Annotated in this window: 19 protein-coding genes; 16 read left to right on the top strand and 3 right to left on the bottom strand. The window is 46.8% G+C overall.

Annotated features, from left to right (window positions below):
* Positions 1-111: 111 nt before the first annotated feature.
* From ilvD to K6Y21_RS13105, 4 genes are all read left to right on the top strand, one after another.
* A complete protein-coding gene (gene ilvD / locus K6Y21_RS13120; RefSeq protein WP_233072297.1) occupies positions 112-1,959 on the top strand; it encodes a dihydroxy-acid dehydratase in 1,848 nt (615 codons plus the stop codon).
* Between the two features lie 165 nt (positions 1,960-2,124).
* A complete protein-coding gene (ilvA, locus tag K6Y21_RS13115) occupies positions 2,125-3,657 on the top strand; it encodes a threonine ammonia-lyase, biosynthetic (RefSeq protein ID WP_233072296.1) in 1,533 nt (510 codons plus the stop codon).
* A 176-nt stretch (positions 3,658-3,833) separates the two neighbouring features.
* Positions 3,834-4,052 carry a hypothetical protein gene (locus K6Y21_RS13110; protein ID WP_233072295.1) on the top strand — a complete coding sequence of 73 codons (219 nt, stop codon included), beginning with the start codon at positions 3,834-3,836 and terminating at the stop codon, positions 4,050-4,052.
* Between the two features lie 197 nt (positions 4,053-4,249).
* A complete protein-coding gene (locus K6Y21_RS13105) occupies positions 4,250-7,123 on the top strand; it encodes an immunoglobulin-like domain-containing protein (RefSeq protein ID WP_233072294.1) in 2,874 nt (957 codons plus the stop codon).
* A 229-nt stretch (positions 7,124-7,352) separates the two neighbouring features.
* Here K6Y21_RS13105 and K6Y21_RS13100 read toward each other — a convergent pair whose 3' ends face one another.
* The gene (locus tag K6Y21_RS13100; protein ID WP_233072293.1) at positions 7,353-8,285 is read right to left on the bottom strand and encodes an alpha/beta hydrolase; all 933 of its coding nucleotides are present in this window, start codon (positions 8,283-8,285) and stop codon (positions 7,353-7,355) included.
* 298 nt (positions 8,286-8,583) lie between these two features.
* On the opposite strand from K6Y21_RS13100, the gene K6Y21_RS13095 reads away from it, so the two are divergent.
* From K6Y21_RS13095 to K6Y21_RS13070, 6 genes are all read left to right on the top strand, one after another.
* Entirely contained in the window at positions 8,584-9,444 is an 861-nt protein-coding gene (locus K6Y21_RS13095) for a hypothetical protein (RefSeq protein WP_233072292.1), read from the top strand.
* Positions 9,445-9,635: 191 nt separating this feature from the next.
* Positions 9,636-11,606: a tetratricopeptide repeat protein gene (locus K6Y21_RS13090; protein ID WP_233072291.1), complete on the top strand. Its 1,971-nt coding sequence runs from the start codon at positions 9,636-9,638 to the stop codon at positions 11,604-11,606.
* Between the two features lie 125 nt (positions 11,607-11,731).
* Positions 11,732-12,052 (top strand): thiosulfate sulfurtransferase GlpE, encoded by a 321-nt coding sequence (glpE, locus tag K6Y21_RS13085; protein ID WP_233072359.1) that lies wholly within the window; start codon positions 11,732-11,734, stop codon positions 12,050-12,052.
* Between the two features lie 18 nt (positions 12,053-12,070).
* Complete coding sequence (gene glpG, locus K6Y21_RS13080) at positions 12,071-12,913, top strand: rhomboid family intramembrane serine protease GlpG (RefSeq protein WP_233072290.1); 843 nt, start codon at positions 12,071-12,073, stop codon at positions 12,911-12,913.
* A gap of 144 nt (positions 12,914-13,057) precedes the next feature.
* Complete coding sequence (locus tag K6Y21_RS13075; protein WP_233072289.1) at positions 13,058-14,029, top strand: carbohydrate kinase family protein; 972 nt, start codon at positions 13,058-13,060, stop codon at positions 14,027-14,029.
* 65 nt (positions 14,030-14,094) lie between these two features.
* Positions 14,095-15,282, top strand: a complete 1,188-nt coding sequence (locus K6Y21_RS13070; RefSeq protein ID WP_233072288.1) for an AGE family epimerase/isomerase — start codon at positions 14,095-14,097, stop codon at positions 15,280-15,282.
* 235 nt (positions 15,283-15,517) lie between these two features.
* Here the strand turns inward: K6Y21_RS13070 and K6Y21_RS13065 are convergent, their stop codons facing one another.
* Complete coding sequence (locus K6Y21_RS13065; RefSeq protein ID WP_233072287.1) at positions 15,518-15,916, bottom strand: flagellar basal body-associated protein FliL; 399 nt, start codon at positions 15,914-15,916, stop codon at positions 15,518-15,520.
* Positions 15,917-16,088: 172 nt separating this feature from the next.
* On the opposite strand from K6Y21_RS13065, the gene K6Y21_RS13060 reads away from it, so the two are divergent.
* Both K6Y21_RS13060 and ubiA read left to right on the top strand, forming a co-directional pair.
* Entirely contained in the window at positions 16,089-16,718 is a 630-nt protein-coding gene (locus K6Y21_RS13060; protein WP_233072286.1) for a chorismate--pyruvate lyase family protein, read from the top strand.
* Positions 16,718-17,596: a 4-hydroxybenzoate octaprenyltransferase gene (ubiA, locus tag K6Y21_RS13055; protein WP_233072285.1), complete on the top strand. Its 879-nt coding sequence runs from the start codon at positions 16,718-16,720 to the stop codon at positions 17,594-17,596. The genes K6Y21_RS13060 and ubiA overlap by 1 nt, the downstream gene beginning before the upstream one ends.
* Here the strand turns inward: ubiA and plsB are convergent.
* Positions 17,593-20,049 (bottom strand): glycerol-3-phosphate 1-O-acyltransferase PlsB, encoded by a 2,457-nt coding sequence (plsB, locus tag K6Y21_RS13050; RefSeq protein WP_233072284.1) that lies wholly within the window; start codon positions 20,047-20,049, stop codon positions 17,593-17,595. The two genes, ubiA and plsB, sit on opposite strands and share 4 nt — an antisense overlap.
* Before the next feature lie 149 nt (positions 20,050-20,198).
* Here plsB and K6Y21_RS13045 point away from each other — a divergent pair, with 149 nt between their 5' ends.
* The 4 genes from K6Y21_RS13045 (at position 20,199) to K6Y21_RS13030 (ending at position 24,341) form a co-directional block, all read left to right on the top strand.
* Entirely contained in the window at positions 20,199-20,555 is a 357-nt protein-coding gene (locus K6Y21_RS13045) for a diacylglycerol kinase (protein WP_233072283.1), read from the top strand.
* 124 nt (positions 20,556-20,679) lie between these two features.
* On the top strand, positions 20,680-22,101 hold the full coding sequence (locus tag K6Y21_RS13040) for a DUF1254 domain-containing protein (RefSeq protein WP_233072282.1): 1,422 nt from the start codon (positions 20,680-20,682) through the stop codon (positions 22,099-22,101).
* A 59-nt stretch (positions 22,102-22,160) separates the two neighbouring features.
* Positions 22,161-22,940 carry a hypothetical protein gene (locus K6Y21_RS13035; RefSeq protein WP_233072281.1) on the top strand — a complete coding sequence of 260 codons (780 nt, stop codon included), beginning with the start codon at positions 22,161-22,163 and terminating at the stop codon, positions 22,938-22,940.
* Positions 22,941-23,309: 369 nt separating this feature from the next.
* Positions 23,310-24,341, top strand: coding sequence for an HlyD family secretion protein (locus K6Y21_RS13030; protein ID WP_233072280.1), 1,032 nt, complete (start codon positions 23,310-23,312; stop codon positions 24,339-24,341).
* Positions 24,342-24,386 lie beyond the last annotated feature (45 nt).

Here is a 24,386-nt window from a genome sequence, read left to right as displayed (position 1 = left end):
GCGGTGGAGAAAAACAAGACAACCACGCCCTATTCGATTATGTTAGGGCCTCTTATTCAGCCACGAAGGGCTGAATAAACGAATTTAATATGAATGTGAGAGAGTATTGTTATGCCTAAGTATCGTAGTGCAACGTCAACTCATGGACGTAATATGGCCGGCGCCAGAGCCTTGTGGCGCGCCACCGGTGTTAAAGATGATGATTTCGGTAAGCCGATTATTGCCATAGCTAACTCTTTCACGCAATTTGTACCGGGCCACGTGCACTTAAAAGACATGGGCCAATTGGTGGCGCGCGCGGTGGAAGAAGCCGGCGGTATTGCCAAAGAATTTAACACCATAGCGGTAGACGACGGTATTGCAATGGGTCACGACGGCATGCTTTACAGCCTACCTTCACGTGAGCTGATCGCCGACTCGGTTGAGTACATGGTTAACGCGCACTGCGCCGATGCTATCGTGTGTATCTCTAACTGTGACAAGATCACTCCGGGGATGCTAATGGCGTCGATGCGCCTCAACATTCCGGTAATCTTTGTTTCTGGTGGTCCAATGGAAGCGGGTAAAACCAAGCTTTCTGACCAAATCATCAAGCTAGACTTGGTTGATGCCATGATCAAGGGCGCCGATCCTACCGTGTCTGATGCGGAAAGTGAACAAGTGGAGCGCAGCGCGTGTCCAACTTGTGGTTCATGTTCAGGTATGTTTACCGCTAACTCCATGAACTGTTTAACCGAAGCATTAGGCTTAGCTCAACCGGGTAACGGCTCTATGCTAGCCACTCACGCCGATCGCGAAGCCTTATTTATTAACGCAGGTAAGCGCATTGTTGAGCTAACCAAGCGTTACTACGAGCAAGATGATGAGTCGGTATTGCCACGCAATATTGCGTGTCGTGAATCATTTGAAAATGCCATGGCCCTAGATATCGCCATGGGCGGCTCGACCAATACCATTTTACATCTATTAGCGGCGGTACAAGAAGGCGGCATCGATTTTGATATGGCCGACATGGACGAAATGTCACGCCGTATTCCTCAGCTTTGTAAAGTAGCGCCATCGACCGCGCTTTACCATATGGAAGACGTACACCGCGCTGGTGGCGTAATGGCTATTCTTGCCGAGCTAGATCGCGCTGGTTTGCTTAACACCCAAGTTCACACTGTTTTGGGTATGACGTTAGCCGAGCAATTAGCTAAGTACGACATCATGGTGACCCAAGACGAAGACGTGAAGAAATTCTACCGCGCAGGTCCTGCGGGCATTCGTACCACTAAGGCCTTTAGCCAAGATTGTCGTTGGGATACCTTAGATGACGATCGCGCGGGTGGTTGTATTCGCTCTATTGAAAACGCCTTTAGTCTAGAAGGCGGTTTAGCGGTACTCACGGGTAACCTAGCGGTTGACGGCTGTGTGGTGAAAACCGCAGGTGTGACCGATGATAACTTTACCTTCCGTGGCCCAGCTAAGGTATTTGAAAGCCAAGATACGGCTGTAAAAGGCATCTTAGGCGGTGAAGTGGTGGCGGGTGAAGTGGTCGTGATCCGCTACGAAGGGCCAAAAGGGGGCCCGGGTATGCAAGAAATGCTTTATCCAACCACTTACCTAAAATCCATGGGCTTAGGCGCTAAATGTGCATTGATCACTGACGGTCGTTTCTCGGGTGGTACGTCGGGCTTATCTATCGGTCACGTGTCACCCGAAGCGGCATCGGGCGGTGAAATTGGCTTGGTGCAAGACGGTGATATCATCGACATCGATATTCCAACCCGTTCAATTAAGCTAGATGTGCCTGCGGGCGAGCTCGCTGCGCGTCGCGTGGCAATGGAAGCCAAGGGCAAGCAAGCTTGGAAGCCTGAAAGCCGCGATCGTAACGTGCCGCTATCTCTGAAAATTTACGCATCTAATGCGCTTTCAGCAGACAAAGGTGCAGTACGAGATAAGTCGAAATACGAATAATCTTATGGCGGCTGTGATGATGGAAAGCGCTTTTCATTAGTCATGGCCTGAAATAAGATGCTTAGAAAGCAATAATAGAGGGCCTGTAACGGCCCTTTTTTGTCTGCGTTGATTGTCCATATGGAAGTAAATCGCAGCAAATGAGTGACAGCTAACGAGGTTAAGATGGCAGAGCAAATGCATAGTGCAGCAGAATACTTAAAGAAAATACTCTTGGCGCCGGTTTATGAAGCCGCGGTTGAGACCCCACTGCAGCCGTTAAAAAAGCTCAGCCAGCGCATTAATAACCAAGTGTTGCTAAAGCGTGAAGACCAGCAGCCGGTGCATTCGTTTAAATTGCGCGGAGCTTATAACAAGCTGGCTTCGCTATCCGATGGGCAAAAAAGCCAAGGTGTGGTGGCCGCATCGGCAGGTAATCACGCCCAAGGCGTCGCCATGTCGGCAGCGAAAATGGGCATTAAAGCCATTATCGTGATGCCGCAAACCACCCCAGATATTAAGGTGTCGTCGGTGCGCGAACTGGGCGCACAAGTAGAGCTGGTGGGCAACAGTTTTGATGAAGCCAGTCAGCACGCTAAGCAACTGGCTGCCAATCAAGGCTATACCTTGATCCCACCGTTTGATGACGCCGAAGTGATTGCCGGCCAAGGCACGGTTGGCAAGGAGTTGCTGCAGCAAGATACCCATTTAACCCATATTTTTGTGCCTGTTGGCGGCGGTGGTTTAGCCGCTGGAGTGGCGGTATTTGTGAAGCAGCTGATGCCACAGGTCAAGGTGATCGGTGTTGAATCTCAAGATTCGGCTTGTTTAAAAGTCGCGTTAGAAACGGGCCAGCCGACCGAGCTCGAAAAAGTCGGCCTATTCGCCGATGGCGTGGCGGTAAAAACCATCGGCACCGAAACCTTTCGTTTGTGTCAGCAATACCTAGATGAAGTGATCACCGTCAGCACAGATGAAATCTGCGCCGCGGTGAAGGATGTATTTGAAGATACGCGCGCCATCTCTGAGCCTTCAGGCGCACTGTCTCTCGCTGGCTTAAAGCGCTATGCTCAACTGCATCAGCTAGCGGATCAGCGCATGGCAGCCATCCTAAGCGGCGCCAATATGAACTTTCATAGCCTACGTTATGTTTCGGAGCGCTGTGAGCTCGGTGAGCAAAAAGAAGGCGTGCTGGCGGTGACGATTCCTGAGCGCACCGGTGCGTTTCTGGAATTTATCAATATGTTAGGTGGCCGCGCCATCACCGAATTTAACTACCGCTATGCCAGCGATAAACAAGCCAATGTGTTTGTTGGCGTGCGCATCCCGGGCGGTTTTGACGAGCTGCATCAACTGTCCGACAATCTAGTGCAAGCGGGCTACCCCGTGGTGGATTTATCCAACGATGAAATGGCCAAGTTGCACGTGCGCTACATGGTGGGCGGGCGACCTAACAGCGCCATCGAAGAGCGCTTGTTTAGCTTTGAATTTCCCGAGCAGCCGGGCGCGTTAATGAAGTTTTTGCAAACCTTAGGCACTCGCTGGAACATCACCTTATTTCACTACCGTAACCACGGCGCCGCATACGGCCGTGTACTAGCGGGCTTTAGTTTGCCAGCACAGGACAATGACGAATTTAATGGCCACCTAGACAAACTGGGCTATGAAGTGAAAGAAGAAACCCAAAACCCCGCGTATAAACTATTTTTGTCCCATTAAGGTGAGCTTAATGCAACCACAGGGGCTTCAAGGTCCTTGTGGGAGCAGCAGTCATGCTGCAATTAATTCCGCTATGTTTCGCTAAAGTTACCAAGTTTAGTAAGCCCATAGTCAGGCCTCCCGTCACACGCTAAAACTTGCTATATTGATTTTATTTTTACTTTTGTGAGGCAAAGATGAAATATTGGATTGGGTTGTTAGTGATCAGTTTGGTCAGTTTTGCGGTCGCTTGTATTTATACGGATGTCCGCTCTGAGCTCCCTCTTTACAATGGCTGGTTGCCACTACTTGCCATCATCTCACTGTTTCTTTTTGTTGTTAGCTGTGTGGTGTTGGGCGGTGGTAATTATGGGGGGCGTCCAATAGAAGGTAATCGCTTTGACGATCAGTTTTAAGCTAACCACCATGGTCATTTGGTAATAAACAACTAATGCTGTTGATAAATCATGAACTGTGTTGGTCTGTAATGGGGAAGTGCCACTCAATCTGCGACAGCGAACTGTTCAAACTTTAGGCAAAAATTTGCATCCGGTTTTATTTAACATAATAATACCCACTCCTCTGAGTGATAATAAAGAAATAAACACCCCCTATGTCGATAGCAATTACAACTAAATCCTTATTAATTGGTGGAGCTGTGCTGTTAGTGAGTGGCTGTAACAATGACAGTCACTCAAATGCTCCAGCTGATACAGAAACCCCTTCGGTGGTTGCGCCTACCTTAGCGCCCACTTTAGCACCGACTGTTGAAGTGAGTTTGCCACCAGTTGAACCGACGACTGAACCAACGATTGTCCCGACGATTGTCCCCACATCTGGACCTATTATCGTTCCCACTTCTCTACCATCACCTGAGCCGACGGTTGAACCAACAGCCACGCTAGCGCCAACTGTTGCGCCAACCATGACTCCGACGATAGCGCCGACAATAGCGCCAACAGTAACACCAACAGTAACACCAACGGCGACGCCAACTCCTACACCAGAGCCAACAGTCGCGCCAACGCCTTCTCCTGAGCCGACAGTTGCCCCCACGCCCACACCAACTTCTGAGCCAACGCCTGCGCCTTCGGTTGCTTTGGATATGGGGGCAAGCATCAATAAAGTGTTCGGTGATGCCTCATTTACACGCACTGCGACGGGGGGCAATGGTGGTGATGTGAGTTATCTTTCTAGTGATACTGACGTTGCAACGGTTAATGATGCAGGTGTAGTTACCATAGTGGGTGCAGGAACAACCGAAATCACGGCCACAGAGGCAGCCACCACTGATTATTCCGCGCAAAGTGACAGTTATACCCTAGTGGTAGCTAAAGCGGCAGGCCTTAATGGCAGCGCGATAAATGCTGGCGCTGACGTGAAAAAGGTGCTGGGTGATACTGCTTTTAGCCAGGTTGTCAGTGGCGGTAATGGCGGTGTAGTGAGCTACGCTTCTAGTAATAGCAGTGTTGCCACGGTCGACGCAGCGGGTTTAGTGACTGTGGTCGCAGCGGGTAGTGCAACCATTACCGTAACAGAAGCTGAAACCGATAATTACCAAGCACAAAGCGACAGCTATGAACTGACGGTTGCACCCGCTTTAAGCTTAGGGGCTGATACTCAGGTTGCTTTAAGTGATACTTCATTTACACGCGTTGCCAGTGGCGGTCAAGGTGGCGCAATCAGTTACGATTCCAGTGATAAGACGGTTGCCACTGTTGATCAAAATGGCTTAGTCAGCCTGCTCAAAGTAGGCGCTACAACCATTACGGCCGAGCAAGGGGCTAATAGTGGTTTTCCTGCACTGCAAGCCAGCTATCAGCTTAATGTCACTCATGCGGCCATGACCAATGTTATCTTCAATACTGGGGCGATTGCCGCTCAAGCAGAAGACGGTGCGGTGATCACTTGGGGCTTTGCAGCCAAAGGGGGAGATAGCAGCGCGGTTGCGGCGCAAATTGATGGCAGCAATGATGCGCAGGATGTGATTTCAGTTAAATCAACCGATAATGCTTATGCTGCATTACGAGCCGATGGCTCGGTGGTCGCTTGGGGAAGTGCCAGTGTTGGTGGAGACTTAAGTGCTGTTGCCGCTGAGCTTGACGGCGCCAATGATACTAAAGATGTTGTTGCGATCTACAGTAATGATAGTGCGTTTGCCGCTTTGCGCAAGGATGGTTCAGTGGTGGCATGGGGTAACGCCTTAAGCGGCGGTGATACCACAGGCGTAACCGCGGAGCTAGATGGCAGTAACGACGCTAAAGATGTCGTGCAGATTTATGCCACAGAAGGAGCTTTTGCTGCTGTGCGCAAAGACGGATCTGTGATTGTGTGGGGCGATAATGCCTTTGGCGGTGATAACACAGCGGTTGCGGCCCTTGATGGCAGTAATGATGCGCAAGATGTGGTGAATGTCTTTAGCACTTCATCGGCTTTTGCTGCCTTGCGCCAAGATGGCTCATTGGTTACTTGGGGTAATGCAAGTAACGGGGGGGATAGTACAGGGGTCGCCAGTGAAATTGACGGCAGTACAGATGCTAAGGATGTGGTGCAAGTGGCCGGCACTTCTTCTGCTTTTGCTGCGCTGCGCGCCGATGGCTCGGTCATATCTTGGGGGCAATCTAATTATGGCGGTGACAGCAGCTCGGTGGCTCTCGAGATTAATGGCACCAATGATAGCCAAGATGTGACTCAGCTCTATTCTCATAATAATGCCTTCGCTGCATTACGCGCCGACGGCTCGTTAGTCACTTGGGGCCGAGCCAACTGGGGTGGAGACAGTAGCAGTGTGGCTGGCGCATTAGATGGCTCAAACGATGCGCAAGATGTGATTAAGGTGTACGGTAAATATTATGCCTTCGCTGCATTACGCGCCGACGGCTCGTTAATCACTTGGGGCGGGAGCAGCTCTGGTGGTGACAGTAGTGCCGTAGCGGCGCAACTTGATGGCAGCAATGATGATCTCGATGTCGTTAATGTGGTCGCTGCTAGTGAAGCCTTTGCGGCACTGCGTAAAGATGGCTCGGTGATCACTTGGGGTGATCCTGACTATGCAGGAGATAGCTCAAGTGTGGCGACCGAACTCAATGGTGATGTCGCTGTGGTGGCTCTCTTCGCCGGTGACTATGTTATGGCTGCGCTGCGCAAAGATGGTTCGGTTATTACTTGGGGCGATAGCGGTAATGGCGGTGACACGAGTGCGGTTGCTGCTCAAATAACCAATGTTAGCCTAACCCAAAATGCAAGCTTAGATAGTGACCGAGATGGCATCACGAATGTGACCGAATGGGCAAGTTGTTCAACCCCTTATAATAATCTAGGTGAGCAGGCATGTTACAGTGCAGGCCGTTGGGATACGGATGGTGATGGTATCAATGATAAGTTTGAAAGGGACAATTCTCTTAATCCATTATCAGCCAGTCAAGGTGAGCAAAACAGCGACAAAAATATGGATGGTTACCCAGATCATTGGTTAATTAACCCATAAGCCTAGTGCTTGATTGGCTATGGGCTCATCATTGACACTGCCATTATCACCTTGAGGGATAATGGCAGTGATACGCTACCTACTTAGATTACTTTTAAGTCATTTATCGGCCCATGACAGGGCCTCCTACATTTATCACCACCTGAACCCCGTGGGAGGCGAGCTTGCTCGGCGAAAAACAACGCGCGCTTCCCCGAACGGGTGCCTCTAATGACATGATTAATATACCTTATTGTTTAATAAAGGTCGTAATGGCTTGCACCAACTCACTATTGATCGGTAGATCCGGTTGATTGTAGCTTTGGATATTTTGCTCACCCTCAAGAGGAGTGGTTTTTAGCACATGGTTCATCTCTGGAATGATTTGCTTTATTGCTTTGGGATTTGCTTGGGCAAGCAGTTCGGCATCTTCCACAGTCACTTGTAAGTCGGTTGTACCTTGTATAATTAATACCGGTTGCTTGAGCTTGGCGATCTCCAGCTGTGGATCGTATTTTAGCCATGAGATCATATAAGGCTGAACACTAGGACGAAATAGAGCATTGAGATAGGGCGGTACATCGGCCACGCTTGCTCCTTTTAATAGCTGCTCTAGGATAGTCGAAGTTTGCTTTACCACAACAGCGGGCTGAGTCGCTAACTGGCGAAGTAGGATCTTGTCGATGCGCTGTCCAGCTCCGGCAATGGATATAAATTGACTGACTTCTGCTTGTTGTGAGACCAGCATGCCGATCAACGAGCCCTCGCTGTGGCCTATCACTACCAGATGTTTAAAGCCATATTCTTGTCGAGCAAGATTCAACCAAGCGGCGGCATCGTTAACGTACTGATTAAAGCGCAAATCCGTTTCTGCTAGCCCTGCCTCTTTACTTTCTGCCACGCCTCGTTTGTCGTAGCGTAGTGAGGCAATACCGGCTTGCGCTAGGGCTTGAGCCAACATTTTCAGTGAGTTGTTGTGCATACTCGGGTTATTGCCGTTGCGATCCGTTGGACCAGAGCCCGCAATCAGCAAGGCAAGGGGGGCGTTGGTTGCTGCTTGGTCATAAAGCAAGCTGCCGACAAGGTGGCCTGTTTCCGTATCTAAGTGGACGGTTTGTTCTTTGAATGCAGCGTGAGCATAACAAGAAACAAAGTAGACGAAGAAAAATAGTAGTATTTTCATGGTATGGCCTTTGGTTGTGTTATGGGGCGGTTCCAATCTTTCTATTTAGGGCTTAAATCATAATCAGCGGCATTGTGCTTCAGTGCTAACACCTTGACATATTATGTCATAAAAGGGGGCTGTTCTATATGTTGGATCACATATGCCAAAACAGGTTTATTTTGTTTGTTAATTAATCTTCACTGGCATCCGATTGGGTTACCTTTCAGCTCATCGTTTTTTATTTTTTATCAAGTTTTTGTATTTCAAGTCTGCTAGACTGCGCGGCGAAGTTGTTTGACTATTTTTTGAGGGATTTATGAATAAGGCTGTTTTAGTTGTTGCGCTTTCGTCGGCTTTGGTTGCGTGTGGTGGTTCGGGTGGATCTGGCAGTAAGGATGCCGAGATTGTACTTCCACCGGTTGAGGCTAAAGCAGCGAAGTTAGATCAAGAAGCATCGTATTTATTTGCTGAGGCGGCTTTGTATGAAAGTGACTTGCGAGAGCAGGTTCGTGAGCTTTTTAATATGAGCCAGTTCCCGCGTAATAGTTCAATCTACCCTTGTACCCAAGGTGGTGAGATTGTAACGGATCTTGAAGGCAGTGAAACTAAGGCTACTGTGAACATGCAATTTATTGACTGTAGGGAAGGCAACCCTGTAGTTGTTACGTCGGGGGCAATTAAGATAGTTGCTGAAGATAAAAACTCAGATAGTGTTATTGACTATGCGTCTGCTAGCTATCTTGATTACCGTATTAGCACCGAAGATACATCTTATGGTATTGACTTTACAAATATGGGGTCCTTAGTTTTCACTCGTCAATCGGCCAATCTTTATCAAGAGCGTGCTAATACTCAAGTAATTAATAATATTCTGAACGAAACGGTCGCTTTAGAAAATGTGCATCTGACCTTTAATTCGAGCCAGAGTAATGTGGTGCCCGTGGCGGCTTCGGGTAAGCTAGTGAGCACTAAATATGGATCAGTAGAGTTAGGCTATGATGCCGATACCGAAGGCGTAACTTTTACCGGTGATAACAGCAAGCTAACCGTAACACGAGCGTATGATAGTTATTATTCTGACGTAGTGTTAGATCTTGATGTCGATAATGATGGTTTAATAGATCACCGTGGCGAAACTAATAATTTTAACGAAGATAGTGCGAATTGGTTGTTCTAAGTTTTTGCTTTACTTCTATTATTCTGAGTAGCGGGTGAGGCGACAAATATGTGTAACGAGGCTAGACTGGTTTTTTGTCTCGTTACATTACCTCAAACTGATTATTCCCTATTGGTTAAATTGAATTGTGCAACTCATTCTTAGCAATTTCTACCCACAACCCTTCCCGATATACCTCAAGGCCTGACCCAATGAAACGAATTTTACTGTTTATATTTATTTACTTTCTCGGACTAGGAAATGTTCAATCTTCTAAGTCGGTAGTTAATTCAAATCGCCATTTATTGGCTGAACAAAGTGATGCTATTGTCCAGCTTCAAATCGGTCAGGACTATCATGAAGGTAATGGGGTTCCGCAGAGTGATGAGCAGGCAGCTAAATGGTTCCTTTCAGCTGCAAATCAGGGACTGGCTGAGGCTCAACTTAAATTGGGTTATATGTATTGGAATGGCATTGGAGTATTTAAAAATATTGATGAGTCTATTAAGTGGTATCGACTTGCTGCCTTACAAGGTAACAGCTTAGCTCAAGGTCAACTGGGATGGATCTATTTGTACGGCGATGGAGTTCCTCCTGATTTCAAAAATGCCTTAAAATGGTCTAGTTTGGCCGCTAAACAAGGTAATGTTAAAGCCATGCATAATCTCGGGAGAATGTATACCGAAGGTATGGGGGTAAAAGTAAGTTATCCTGACGCAATAGCATGGTTTCGCTCTGCGGCAGAAAAAGGGTTTGCCAAATCACAATACAATTTGGGGATAACCTATGCTAATGGCTTAGGGACCCCTCGGGATTATAAAGAGGCTATCAAATGGTATAGGCTTTCAGCTAATCAAGGGTACGCCCTGGCTCAGGCAAATTTGGGCTGGATGTTAGCTAAGGGGAAAGGAGAGCCAAAAAATCTCCAAGAATCTTCGAAGTGGTACCTGCTTGCAGCTGAGCAAGGCATAACGAATGCACAGTTTTTAATTGGAAACAGGTATTACAATGGCTTTGGGCTAGTTCAAAGTTATGAGCAGGCATTGAAGTGGTATTTACGAGCTGCTAAGGAAGGGCATGTGCCAGCTATGCATAATCTTGGTGTTATATATAGAGAGGGGCAAGGTGTAGACAAAGACCTAAGTCATGCTGCTAATTGGTTTCATTCTGCTGCGGTGAAGGGCTGGGTTGATTCACAGTTCAATTTAGGGTTGATGTTTGCAAAGGGTGAAGGAGTCCCCCAAAGCGATGAAGAGGCTATTAAATGGTATCGGTTATCGGCTAACCAAGGTTTAGCCCAAGCTCAAACAAATCTAGGATGGATGCTTGCTGAAGGAAAAGGAGAGGCACAAAATCACGAAGAAGCACTGAAATGGTATCGTCTTGCAGCTGATCAAGGTGTGGCTAATGCACAATACGCGCTTGCTCGCAGGTATCTTAAAGGTACGGGAGTACCTCAAGAGTATGATACTGCTTTGAAATGGTGTCGGCTTGCAGCTGAGCAGGACTACGTTCAAGCGCAGGCTCTCCTTGGGTGGATGTTGTCAGTTGGAAAAGGGGGAGCTAAAGATCCTGAAGAGGCTTTGAAGTGGTATCAACTTGCTGCGAAAAATGGGGATCCGACTGCACAGTATTACCTTGGAAATAGGTATTATGATGGTGTTGGATTGCCACAAAACTTTCAAAAAGCATTTCAATGGTTTTTACTAGCTGCTGAGCAAGGGGATGAACACGCTATGCATGCTGTTGGAACACTATATTTTACAGGTAAAGGCATCAAAAAAAGCGAGTCAGAGGCTTTTAAGTGGTTTAATCTTGCTGCCGATAAAGGAAGTGCTGAGTCACAATACAATCTTGGGTTTATGCATTATAAAGGTTTAGGCGTTCCTCAAAGCTACACTAAAGCGAAGAAATGGTTTAGATTGGCTGCAGCTCAAGGGACCCCACAAGCTCAATTCATGATAAACACCATATTTTCCAAGAGTTTTCTACTGAAACCAGACGCGAAATTATTATATATGTGGTTGTTAGTATTACAGAAAAGCGGTGTAAACTCTGGTGTGTTTGATTATCCTATTGTTCAATCTGCTTTTTTGGGGTTAAGTCAGCAAGAAATAGTTATAGCTGAAAGCATGGCTGAGCGTTGTGTACTTTCCAAGTATAAAAATTGCGGAGCGCAGTGATACTAATAGTGAAAATTTCTATTAGCTAACCCTCATTTCTTTGTGATATCCCCATTATCTTCAGGGTTGGGCTTTTTCCATGCCATGTTAAACTGATGGCAAAAAAGTGGGAGCAATCAATCATGATGGATCAGTTTGGTCATATTTCGGTACCGGAAACGGCAGAAAAAATTAAACAAGGCAAGGTGGTGATAGCGGATATTCGCGATCCTGAGTCTTTTAAGGCGGGGCATATCGAAGGGGCATTTCATTTAACCAATGAGCGTCTGGGTGCCTTTATTGAGCAGGTTGATTTTGAGACCCCGGTGATCGTGGTGTGCTATCACGGTAATTCAAGCCAAGGGGCGGCGCAGTTTTTGCTCAACCAAGGCTATGATGAGGTTTACAGCATGGACGGTGGTATGGATATCTGGCGTCGTAGCTTTGAGGTTGTTGCGGCGCAATAGACTGACGTTGAGGTGAACTTGATTGAGCTAATCGTATTAGATAACCCTAGGCTGGCACAGGCTTATGTGGATTACATGCAAACCCAAGGGGTGACGTGTCGGATCCGACGGGATGAAACCTCGGTCGCCATTGATGTTAATGAACAAGATTATGAAGCGGCGTTAGCCGAGTTGCGCTTGTTTGTGCAAAACCCCAATGCAGATAAATACTTAAAAGCCAGCTGGGAAGTGGGACAAGCTAAGGATGATTTAGGCTATCAAGGTGGTGGCGCCTTGTTGCTGCGTGATTTCTTGTTTCATGCCGGCCCTTTAACGTTAGTGATTTTTGCCGCGAGTTTAGTGATATATTTGCTCAGCATTTCGGGATTTTTTCGCCCAATATATCAAGCACTGCAGTTTTTCCCTCATGCTAGTAGTTTTCACTCGATGGAGATTTGGCGATTCTTTAGCCCGAGTCTCTTGCATTTCAGCGTGTTACACATCGTATTCAATTTATTATGGTGGTGGCACTTAGGCGGGTTAATAGAAAAACACAAAAGCAGTGCCAAGCTACTCTCACTGTTTTTAATCGCCTCCATCATTCCCAATACCATTCAGTTTTATCTGGAAGGGCCAAACTTTGGTGGCTTGTCAGGGGTAGTGTATGCGTTAGCCGGGTATGTGTGGTTAACTGGGGTGCGTAATCCTGCTGGTGGTTTAGGTTTGCCCAACCCCTTGATGATCTTTATGGCAGCATGGCTGGTGTTGGGCTTCTTTGATTTAGTTGGTCCATCGGTTGCCAATATGGTGCATTTATTTGGCTTGTTAATAGGCTTGGGTCAAGCTTATTGGGAAACGCGAATAACGCAAATTCAGTCGTAACAAACGATTGTGCTAAAACAAAAACGGAAAAAGAGAAAGTTAGTAACTTTCTCTTTTTTTATGTAAAAAATTAATCTAATCGACTTTTATATTCTGGCGAAGTGATACTATCTTTGGTCAGTAGCGTTTTATTTGGAGTTGTTTATGGCCCATGTGATTACCTTTGGTGAGTTGTTAGTTGATTGGATCCCCCTTGAAAATCGTCAATTTGGTGAATTAAGTATTCCAGTCAAAGGTCAGTTCCCAGGTGGTGCCCCTGCTAATGTGGCGGTGGCCTTGGCCAAGCTAGGTGTTGATGCGCGTTTTGTGGGGGCAGTGGGCCAAGACGATGCCGGTGAGTTTTTACGCCAATCATTAGCGCAGATGGGGGTCAATACCCAACATTTATGTCGCGATCCAAAACACGCGACCCCGATGGCCTTTGTTTCGTTAGACGGATCCGGCGAGCGCTCTTTTACCTTCGCTCGTGAAAACACTGCCGATCTGCATTTTGATCCTGACTATTTCGATCAGGGGATTTTTGAGGGTGAAGGTATTTTCCATATCTGCTCTAACACCTTAACCCATGAAACCTTATTTGATACAACCTTGCGTGGCTTACAGCAAGCTCAGCAGGCCGGCTTTTTAACTAGCTTTGATGTCAATTTGCGTCTGCCGTTGTGGCGCGATCCAAGTCGGATCCGCTCGCGCGTGCTAGATTGCATTTGTTACTGCGACATGGTCAAACTTAGCTTAGAAGAGCTGGCATTTTTAGCCGGTGATGAAACTAGCGACGCGTTTGCACAATACTTGTTAACCTTAGGTCCAAGTTTAGTGTTAGTGACCGATGGCCCCAATCCAGTGCAACTTTACCTGCCGCAGTGTCAGCTCAGTCAAGCCACGCCTGAGGTGAAGGTGGTGGATACCACAGGCGGGGGGGATGCCTTTATTGGTGCTTGGTTGTATGCCATGTTGGCCAATAACTTAGTGAATAAGGCCACTTTGCATGATGCGGTTGCAAGTAACAGTGATTCAATTTGGTCGTTGGCGATGAACACGGCCGTGATGGGCGGCGCGTTTGCTGTCACCCATCAAGGAGCATGGAGTGCTTTACCTAGCTTAAACGATATTCAATAGAACACGATCCCTTGATGGGGTCTCACTGGGTATCGCAACCATTATTCCACACTGGGGAGAAATGCATGACAGGTCAGTTTCGTGATCCTAGCTTTATCAAAACGCACATAGAACAACTTACACAGTTTTACCAACAACACGCGATTGATCCACAAGGCGGTTTTTACCAAACCTTGTTGCCCACCGGAGAACATCAAGAGGGTGAGGTAAAACAGCTGGTGAGTTCAACGCGCCTCACTTGGGTGTTTGCAACTTGTGCCAAGGAGTTTGGCCAAGCTTCATGGCTTGAAAGTGCGCAACACGGCTTTGATTATGTGCGCAAGCAGCATTTTGATCCTAAGCGCAATGCCTACAATTGGGTGATGCAGGGCGAGCAAGCCCAAGATCAAGATAACTATTGTTACGGTTTGGCGTTTGTTTTGTTGATGCATGCGGGCGCGTTAAATGCCGGTCTAAGCGATGCTAAGCAAGGATTAGAAGCGACTTTTGACTTACTTGAGCAGCGTTTTTGGCAGCCCGAATATGGTTTGTATGCCGACGAGGCCTGCACGGATTGGCAAAACTACAGCGACTATCGTGGTCAAAATGCCAATATGCATGCTTGTGAGGCTATGATAGCGGCTTATGAAGCCACTCAGGAGCAGCGCTATCTCGATCGTGCTTTACTGATTGCTGAAAACATCTGTATCCGCCAAACGCAAACCACCAATGGTCTGATTTGGGAGCATTACAGCAAGCACTGGCAAGTAGATTGGGATTATAACAAAGACGATCCTAAAAATTTATATCGCCCTTGGGGCTTTCAGCCCGGCCATTTAACCGAGTGGGCTAAATTACTGTTACTGATATATCGCCATAGTGCACAGCCTTGGTTGTTGATCACGGCTGAAAGTTTGTTTAATGCCGCTTGGACCACGGCATGGGATAAAGAGCATGGCGGCCTATATTACGGGTTTGGCCCAGATGGTAATATTTGTGATGATGACAAGTACTTTTGGGTACAGGCCGAGTCCATGGCAGCGGCAGCGCTGCTAGCAAAAGCGACCAACAAAGAAGTTTACTGGCAATGTTACGATCAGCTTTGGGATTATAGCTGGCAGCATTTTTGTGAGCAAAAACACCAGCCTTGGTGGCGCTTATTGGATGCGAATAATCAAGTGTTAGATCCAACTATCGCCCGCCCTGGCGCAAAAATTGACTATCACACCATAGGGGCGTGTTTAGAAATTTTGCGTGTGTTAACCACGGATTAATCTTGTCTTGGTAGGCATTTGTGGAAGCTAACAACCGATTAATCTGGTTTTGATAGGATGTTGTGGGAGCCCCAGTGATGGGGCGATTTGTGTTCTAACCATTACTATTTTCGCTTACAATTATCGCCGCATTACTGCGGCTCCTACGTGCATCACCCACTTAAATACTCTGCAAAGGTTTAGTTGGTCCTAGAAGCCTGTGGGAGGCGAGCTCGCTCGGCGAAAGATGCGGCTGCTACTGGTACATATACTTAGTGAAGATCACATTGCTGACGCCCTTGATCCCCGCTTCTTGCACTAATAATTTGTTCACTTGCTGTAAACACGCATCACGGATTTCTTCGCGTCCGGTTAACGATTTAATTTTTTGCTCATCTTGGCGGCCAAAAATCTCGATCATGGCATCACGCAGCAAGGGATCGTGATGTTCAATCACGGCTAAATCACTGGCGCTCGCGAGTTGAAATTCCACGGCAACGCGAACATAACCAATGCGTTTGCCGGGTTTGATGTAGTTGGTGATAATATCGGGTTCGAAGGCATAGTAAGCAATGCCGCCGGCTTTCTCTTCTTCGGCTAGGCTAGGGGCACTGATAAACAAGAGTAAAAATAAGCAAAGCAGCCCTTTTTTCATGATTCAATTCCAGTCGGTATTTAGAAAACAAATAGATACCAGCAGTTTAGGGTAAAGTCTTGCTGCTGTTAAGTATTAGCATAGAAGATTTTGGCTGCACAGGTTACAATTTGCCGCTGAAACTAAGCTAAATCTGCCATCAATACTATTTGCTAAATCACAAGGACGTCTTTTGTCGCCATTGTCACTCACCACATACCTTCAAGGGGCCTTTCCTCTTGGTGCAGATGCAAGTTGGCAGGTGCATACGCAGCAGCCCGATTTGCCTGTGGGTTTATTGGATTGGCTAACAGACTCTGGCTCGCTGACGGCGCGGCTGATTGCCAATAGTCGGGATTTCCACGTGCATGTGATTGGCCAAGCTTTCCTGTGTGCAAGCGAGCAAGAGCAGCAAGCCCTGGCTTTGTCGCCTCACTATATCGCTACCTCTGAGCACCTGATTCGCGAAGTGTTATTGTGCTGCGATGGTGCGCCTTGGGTTTATGCGCGCACCGTGATCCCAGTGAGTACCTTAACCGGGGAAGAGCAAAAATTAGCGCAACTGGGTGAGCAACCACTGGGAGCCACTTTATTTAATTCGCCAAATATGACTCGTGAAGATTTGGTGATTGCGGCTTTGCCCGAGGATGCCAACATAGTTGCGGCGGTGAAGGCGGTGAGTGAGTTACCAACAGTTGGCCTGTGGGGCCGGCGATCGCTGTTCCATTTGGCCAATAAACCCCTATTGGTGCATGAGATTTTCTTACCGTCCGCCTTAGCGTATCGACCTAATCATCAAGATAAACATTCAACAGGTGAATAATGGCTCTCTCTTTTTTGTCGGCACCTAAACGCCAAGCTTATATTCAACTAACCCGTTTTGATCGCCCTATCGGCAGCTTATTATTATTGTGGCCAACCTGCTGGGCACTGTGGTCGGCGGCGCAAGGTGTACCTGATTTATGGGTGTTATTGGTATTTGTGTTGGGTGTTTTTTTAATGCGCTCAGCGGGCTGTGTTATTAACGATTTTGCCGACCGTAAAGTGGATGGCCATGTTACGCGAACTAAACATCGCCCAATGCCATCGGGCTTAGTGAATAGTAAGGAAGCACTGACTTTATTTGGCCTGCTTTGTTTGGCCGCGTTTGCCTTGGTATTAACCCTGAATACCAAGACGATTTTATTGTCTTTTGCCGCGCTTGCGTTGGCGTTTTGCTACCCCTTCATGAAGCGCTACACCCATTTGCCTCAGCTGGTGTTAGGGCTCGCATTTAGTTGGGCAATCCCCATGGCGTATGCTGCGCAAACCAATGCCTTACCCGCCAGCCTATGGCTGTTATTTATTGCCAATGTTACTTGGACCATTGCCTACGACACCATGTATGCCATGGTCGACAGGGATGATGATGTGAAAATTGGCATTAAATCTACCGCCATTTTGTTTGGCCGCTTCGACAAGCTGATCACCGCCATACTGCAAGCGCTCACCTTAGTGTGTTTGCTGATATTTGCTTGGCTAACTCAAGCGGGCGCCAGTTTTTACTGGGGCTTATTGATTGCGGCGGGGCTGTTTGTTTATCAACAAAACTTAATCAGTGCACGCCAAGGGCCAGATTGTTTTCGCGCCTTTTTAAATAACAACTATGTTGGGTTAGTTATTTTTGTTGGCATTGCACTAGATTGGGCGCTGCGCGCTTAACTGGCTTGGTGATATTGATTGTCTATGGTGTGCTCGATGGTCCAGAGCACTTCATCGGACAATAACTGGCGCGTTAATTGGTGCAGCTCGGTCAGTGCGAGTTGATTTATCTTACCTTCGTGATTGATGTAAGCCTGCTGTTGCAGCTGCTCAATAAACACTTGCAGCACTTTTTTATCAAAAAATTCGGGGGCGCGAATACCGTGAATTTGCGCAAGGCGCTCTGCCACTTGGGTACTTTGTTCGGCTAGCGTGTTGAGCTCAACGGGGCTCGGTGTTTGCAGCAAGGTCAGTACAATATGATACCGCTGAATGGTTTCATCAATAATATTGGCCAACAGATAAGCCTGAGTGCGAAGGTTGGCATTAATGGCGTATTTTACTTGTTGTTCGGCGTCGTTGATCTGCTCATTTAACCAGCCTAGGGCCAATAACTGCTTGAGATAGCCCTGACTTTGCTGCCACATTTGCTCTGTGTTCCAAGGTAAAAATAACTCGGCCTGAATTAATGGGTAGACCCGATCTAACTTGGCTTTCAGCTGGTCTTGTGTGATCCCCTCATGGTGTTGAACTAAGCTGGTGATCAACGCAGGTAGCGCAAATAAGTGAATGATATTATTTCGATAGAAGGTAAGCAGCATGCTCTGGTCGTCAGCAATGCTGATGATATCGCCTAGGCTGTCTTGGTAAATACGAAACTTGTTTAGGTTCAGTGCTGAATCGAGTAAGGCGTGGACTTCGTCCATGATGTCGTCACCAGCGGCGCTGTCAATGGGTAAACTCACTTGCGCACTAAAAGGCACCTGACTCAATAAAGATAAGTAAGCACTTACTTGTGTAACTAATTGCTCTTTACTTAAGGTGTGGCGTTTACTGGCTAAGAGCACCAAGCTGCATAGCGGTAAGGCATTCACGGCGGCGGCATTATTAATGCCTGTCATTACCGCGCGTCCCAATTGGTTAATGGTTTGGCTAAAGTCTGCGCTTTGGGTTAGGTCATCTTGTTCGCGCCATTGCGGTTGACTCTGATCTAAAAATTGGTTCAGTAAAATAGGCTCACCAAAGTTGACAAAGCCTTGGCCAAAGTTTCCGAGTTTCTTGGTAATGGAAAGCACTTGTAAAAACGACTCTTTCTGCTTTTTCTGCCCTTGCAGCTCCTTGACATACGTGGCCACTTCCATCACATGGTCATAGCCTAAACACACGGGAATTAAAGCGATGGGGCGATTAGGGCTTTGCTGCATGGCTTCTATTGTCATGCCCAGCATACCGGTTTTCGCAGGCAGTAGTCGGCCAGTGCGGCTGCGGCCGCCTTCGGTGAAAAACTCCAGTGAATAGCCCTTGCTGAATAAGTAACTTAAATAGGCTTTAAACACGCTGGCGTATAAGGGGTTGCCTTTGAAAGTTCGGCGAATAAAGAACGCACCGCCGCGACGAAATATCGGCCCCGCCGGAAAAAAGTTCAGGTTAACCCCCGCAGCAATGTGTGGCGGGGTCATGCCTTGTTGGTAAATCACCGACGACAGCAACAAGTAATCCATGTGGCTGCGATGGCAAGGCAGAAACACAATTTCATGGCCCTTTTGCGCTAAATTGCGCACGGTTTCGGCGTTATTCACCACAATGCCTTGATAGATGCGATGCCAAATCCATGTCAGCACCTTGTCGCCAAAACGTACCATAGGGTAAGAAAAGTCTGATGCGATCTCATTGAGATAATGAGTGGCTTTTTGCTCGGCTTGTGCCAGCGAAATACCTTGTTCTTGGCTGGCTTTGACGATGGCTTGATGGATCTCATTAGAGGCCAACAAGGCGCGGCGCATTTTATTCCTATCGGGTAATTTTGGCCCCTTGGCCGCCAGTTTTTGCCGTGCAAAATGGGTGTAGGCAATCTTTTCTAACTTGGTGGCCAGATTGGGATCATCGCCATAATCACGATTTAAGCGCTGCAGCGAAATCGGCTTGCTAAAGCGGATCAGATTATCGCGACCACGAAACAAAATGGTGAAGGCTTTATTGATCCAATTGGGCGAGCTGGCTTTAAGAATGGAAAACCAAGGCTTATGGCCTTCATAACCGGGCGCGCGACCCCAAAACAGTGTCACTGGAACTAACTGCACGTCAATGTCAGCATCGCCTTGATGTAATTGCAGCAAGGTTTTAAATTGATCTTGATAGGCTTTGCGCTGTGTGCGTGAAAATAATCGCCTAGGCTTGTTTAAACAAACATACCGGGTAAGGGATTGGCCGTTAATGACCATGGGGGCTAATGGGTCGGGCAGCCCCAATTCGCCACAAGCGCGCTGTAAGGTTAGTAAATCACTGGATGATAAGGTTTTTAACGCATAAACAATGGGCTTGTCTAAATCCAAATGCAGATCGGCCTGAGGGTTAACAGGGACGGTTTTGCTGGTCACGAGATGGTTCAAGAAGAAACCTTGCATAAAATTCATTTATTCCCTTAACCTCTTGTTTTCATTATTATCAAATTAACCTGATCATGCTGTCGTCAGCTTGTCATATCTGCACTTCAAGCTATTGCATCCAATGGCGCTAAAATACACTAAAAATAGTGTTAATTTGTGAATAAAAGGACATAAAAATGGAAAAAAATACCGGTTTGAAGCGGATTGTGATGGCGGCCATGTATTCATTACAGGGATTCCGTCATGCCTTTAAGCATGAGGCTGCTTTTCGCCAAGAGCTGCTACTTGCCGTGATATTTATCCCCTTAGCTTGCTGGTTAGATGTCAGCCAAATTGAGCGCATCTTAATGATCGCCTGTCTGCTTATTGTCATTATAGTTGAGCTGCTGAACTCGGCGGTAGAGGCCGTGGTTGACCGCGTTGGCTTGGAAAAACACGAACTGGCAGGGCGCGCCAAAGATTTAGGCTCGGCCGCGGTGTTTGTGGCCTTAACCCTAACGGTTTATGTGTGGGCGGATATTTTACTGTTTTAACCGATTTTTGGAGTGGGTGTTGGACGCTAAAAATAGGACCTGACTATTAAAATTTTTAATATAGGGTATAAAACACCCTAAACGCTTATTCACGTATATTGGCCTCAAACATTTGGAGGTCATTATGTTAAAACCATCTTTTAAAACCATTAGTTTAGCAATTGCACTTTCATGTGCTTTTGCCGTTCCCGTTAGCTATGCTGATACTCAAGGCATTTCACTTAATCCTATTCAACAAGCTTTGCATGATGAGGCTTATAATTTGGGGTTGAGTGCTTATCTTTGGGGCTCAACCTTGGTTAGGATGGAGCAAATTAGCCGTCAATATACAGATGTTTCTGAATCGCAAGCCGACACTAGCTATCGCGGTCCGTTGAATAAATTCGGCCATGCAAGACGCCTTAGCACGCCTGATGATACTGACATGCCGACGGCAAACCGAGATACTCTGTACTCCAGTGCGGTACTTGATATAAGTCTAGAGCCTATAGTGCTCGAAGTTCCAGCGGTCACAGATCGTTATTACGTGATCAACATGTTTGATATGTGGCACAACTTGTTTCAATACGTTGGCACACGCGAGACTGGTAGTCTAGCAAAGCAATTCTTGATTGTGCCTCCTGGTTGGCAGCCAAACCAAAATATTCCTCGTGAGCTTAGTGTGATTGAAGCTCCCACAACAAAAGTATGGTTGTGGGGACGAACTCAAGTCATGGGTGAACATGACTATGTTAAAGCGCATGGGGTACAAGACCAATACAAACTAACGCCGTTAGGTGAATACATAACAGGTCAGCCGAGTAAAGTTGAGCCTGCATTATCACCTCGCCCAGGATTAGCAAGTGATCCGCTTCGATTTTATGTTGAGCTAGGCGCTTACTTGGCAGATAACCCAGTCAATGAAAGACAAAAAGCCATGCTAGGACAATTTGCGAAAATTGGCCTGACGGAGCAGGGCTTTGATGCGAGTAAACTATCAGATGCCACGAAAAAAGCACTTGTTAATGCCTTAAAAGAGGGGCGCAAGATTGTCATGGCGCAGCAGGCTAACCCAGCTAATTTAGAGATGAAGGATGGTTGGGTCTATACCTTCGCGTTAGACACATTTGGTGATGATAACGCAATGCGTTCACTCATTGCTCACCCATACTTAGGCGGTCAAGGCCCCAAAGAGGCTATCTATCCAATGGCCGCTGTGGATGCCAAAGGTAATCCACTGACTGGGGCAAATGACTATGTGATGACGTTTGATCAAGAGCCCCCAGTCGGATCTTTCTGGTCGGTTACAGTGTATGACTCACAAAGCAAGATGCTGGTCGACAATCCAATAGATCGGTACTCGATCAGTAACTTGTCTGATTTGACAAAAAATGCCGACGGTTCGTTTTCGCTACATCTGTCGCACCAAGAGCCCCAGAACAAAACGCAAATTAATAACTGGTTACCAACACCTAAAGGGCGTTTCTACGTTTTGACTCGCCTCTATATTCCAGGTAAAGAGATCCTCAACATGGATTGGACAGTCCCTGGGTTACAAGCTAAATAATTCCCCCGTAGCGAACCAGTACAGCCAATGTGTGCTGGTTCAGATTCATATGGTGAACCATGAAACAATACTTAATTTATCTAATGTGGTATGCGTGCTTAGTTGACATAGGTGCGGTTTATGCTGCAGACAATGAAGTACAAGATATGTCTGATCCATTAGCTATTTATACCCAAGTAGGTGGGGGGATAACAGATAAAGGTTTAAACCTAAAAGTTGGAAAAACATACGATACCGGAAAAGAAAATGTGGCTGGAATGAATGTTCTAGAAATTAAAGGCATCGCCGGCGAGCTCTTGGGCTGGCATGACAATCCATTGCTCAGAAATGATAGTGTCGATTCCTTTCGAATAAGAAACTTCACTGCCAACTTAATCAACGGTCGTGGTTCTCAGATTGATTTGAGCTATGACCTAAACCAAGAGTTTGGCTTAGCGTCGTACAGTTTGATTCAAGCCTTGCCTAAGTTTGGGGCGTTGCAGTTATTTCCTCTTGCTGGCGCTGGTGTTGCGTTTGGTAACAATGTGAGTACCCATGACGGTCAAGTGGTTAGCGGGTATTCGGTGCCCGGCACTTTCGTTGTGGTCGGTACTTACGCCAAAGTGGAACTTAGCGAAAATATTTGGCTTAACTATAATCCCATGTACATGAAAACTTTATCTGGTTCAGATGGTTATAAGGAGAATGGGTTTGAGGGAGACGATAGTGTCTTGGCGCATGAATTTGCTATTTCGTATCAAATCTCTCCTCGTTTCAACATGCGTTACTTTGCAAACTGGAGTGAGCACACTCGTTTTTCAGCGGGTGAACATCGTATTGAGTTTAACTATCAGCTCTAAAGCACGAGCAGATTCAATCTAAGTAGATGTACAAGGATGTACCATATTAGAGGCTACGATTATGAAAATACATCCTACCACTCTAGATTATGAGGCATACCCTAGCGTCTTTCCTTTACTAGAATCCATGGTTTTTATGTGGTTTGTCATTGTTGTGACGGTGGCAATCGCGGTTTGGGTTATTGCAAAACTGTGGCAAGTCCATTCAATTCCAAAGCACTTAGCAAAAGAGCGGGGCTTAGCCCAAGCAAAATTAGTGTTTTGGTTATGTTTGCTTGGATTAGTGTTTAAACCTCTTTGGGTTTTAGCTGTGATCGCGATCGTCACTGATTGGGATAAAGTTCAACATTGGATAAGAGGTACTCGTGTATGAAAGAAATCATGCTGCCCTATCTTCTTGTTGTATGGTTACTGTTTAAGTTTAACGTCTTAAAACCGACAGCAAGAAACTACTTCATCACCACGACCATAGGTATCTTACTTGCCTCGGCCTTGTTTTTGGGCCATAGGTTTTATTCACCAATTGATTTGACCAACTCTACGACAGTGAAAGCTCCCCATGCGGTCTTATCACCAGCTCTAGGCCAACATATGGAGAAAATCTATGTTAGACACAACCAAGAAGTGAAAAAGGGAGAGGTGCTGTATCGGCTTAAAGATGACAAGATTTCTGCTGCGATCACCGAAGTAGAATCTGGGCTTAATGAGGTCGCGCGGACAATTGAGGCGAAAAAAGTGCAGTTGTCACAAGCCAAACGCGATTTAAGACGTAATCAGTCGATGGGAAATCATGTCAGCATCAGGGATTTAGAGAATGCCCAAGATTTGGTTGAAATTCTAAAAGCCGAAATGGACGTGTTACAAGCCAAGTACGATGGCTTAATTGCAAAACGTGGCAGTCTGGAATTCGATTTATCTCGTTTAACGGTACAGGCTCCTTTTGATGGCATGGTGACACATATATATGTTGCAGATGGGACTCGAGTTGGCTCTTTACACTTATGGGACACCAACAAGAAGTTTGTGGAGATGCGGATCCCAGACCAAGCATATGGCAATATTGAACCGGGTCAGTTTAGTGAATTTTATGTTGATGCCTTTCCTGGACAGATCTTTCGTACGCGAGTGCACAGTGTGGTGAAAGCCACTGGCGAAGCGCAAGGTAGTTTGTTGCCAAGAGAACAAGCCGTATCAAGTCATATTCAACGTGGTGCGGCTCCGGTGGGGCGCACCGTGATTTTGGAAATGGATCCCGATACCATGGCGATAGCTCCTATTGGTGCAACCGGTTCCGCTTGGATCAGTGCTAATAAACCGCATCCCTTGCTTGGGTTTATCGACATTATAGGCGGCGCCACCTTGCGACTTACCGCGGCAAAATCATTTCTGTCAGCGTTTTAAAATATGTCGTAATTTCAATAGGCCCACGATGGGCCTTTTTTTCAG

The organism is Motilimonas eburnea, from assembly GCF_021295345.1.
GTDB lineage: Bacteria > Pseudomonadota > Gammaproteobacteria > Enterobacterales > CBDFNC01 > Motilimonas > Motilimonas eburnea.
This window is presented reverse-complemented; position numbering and strand designations above follow the sequence as displayed.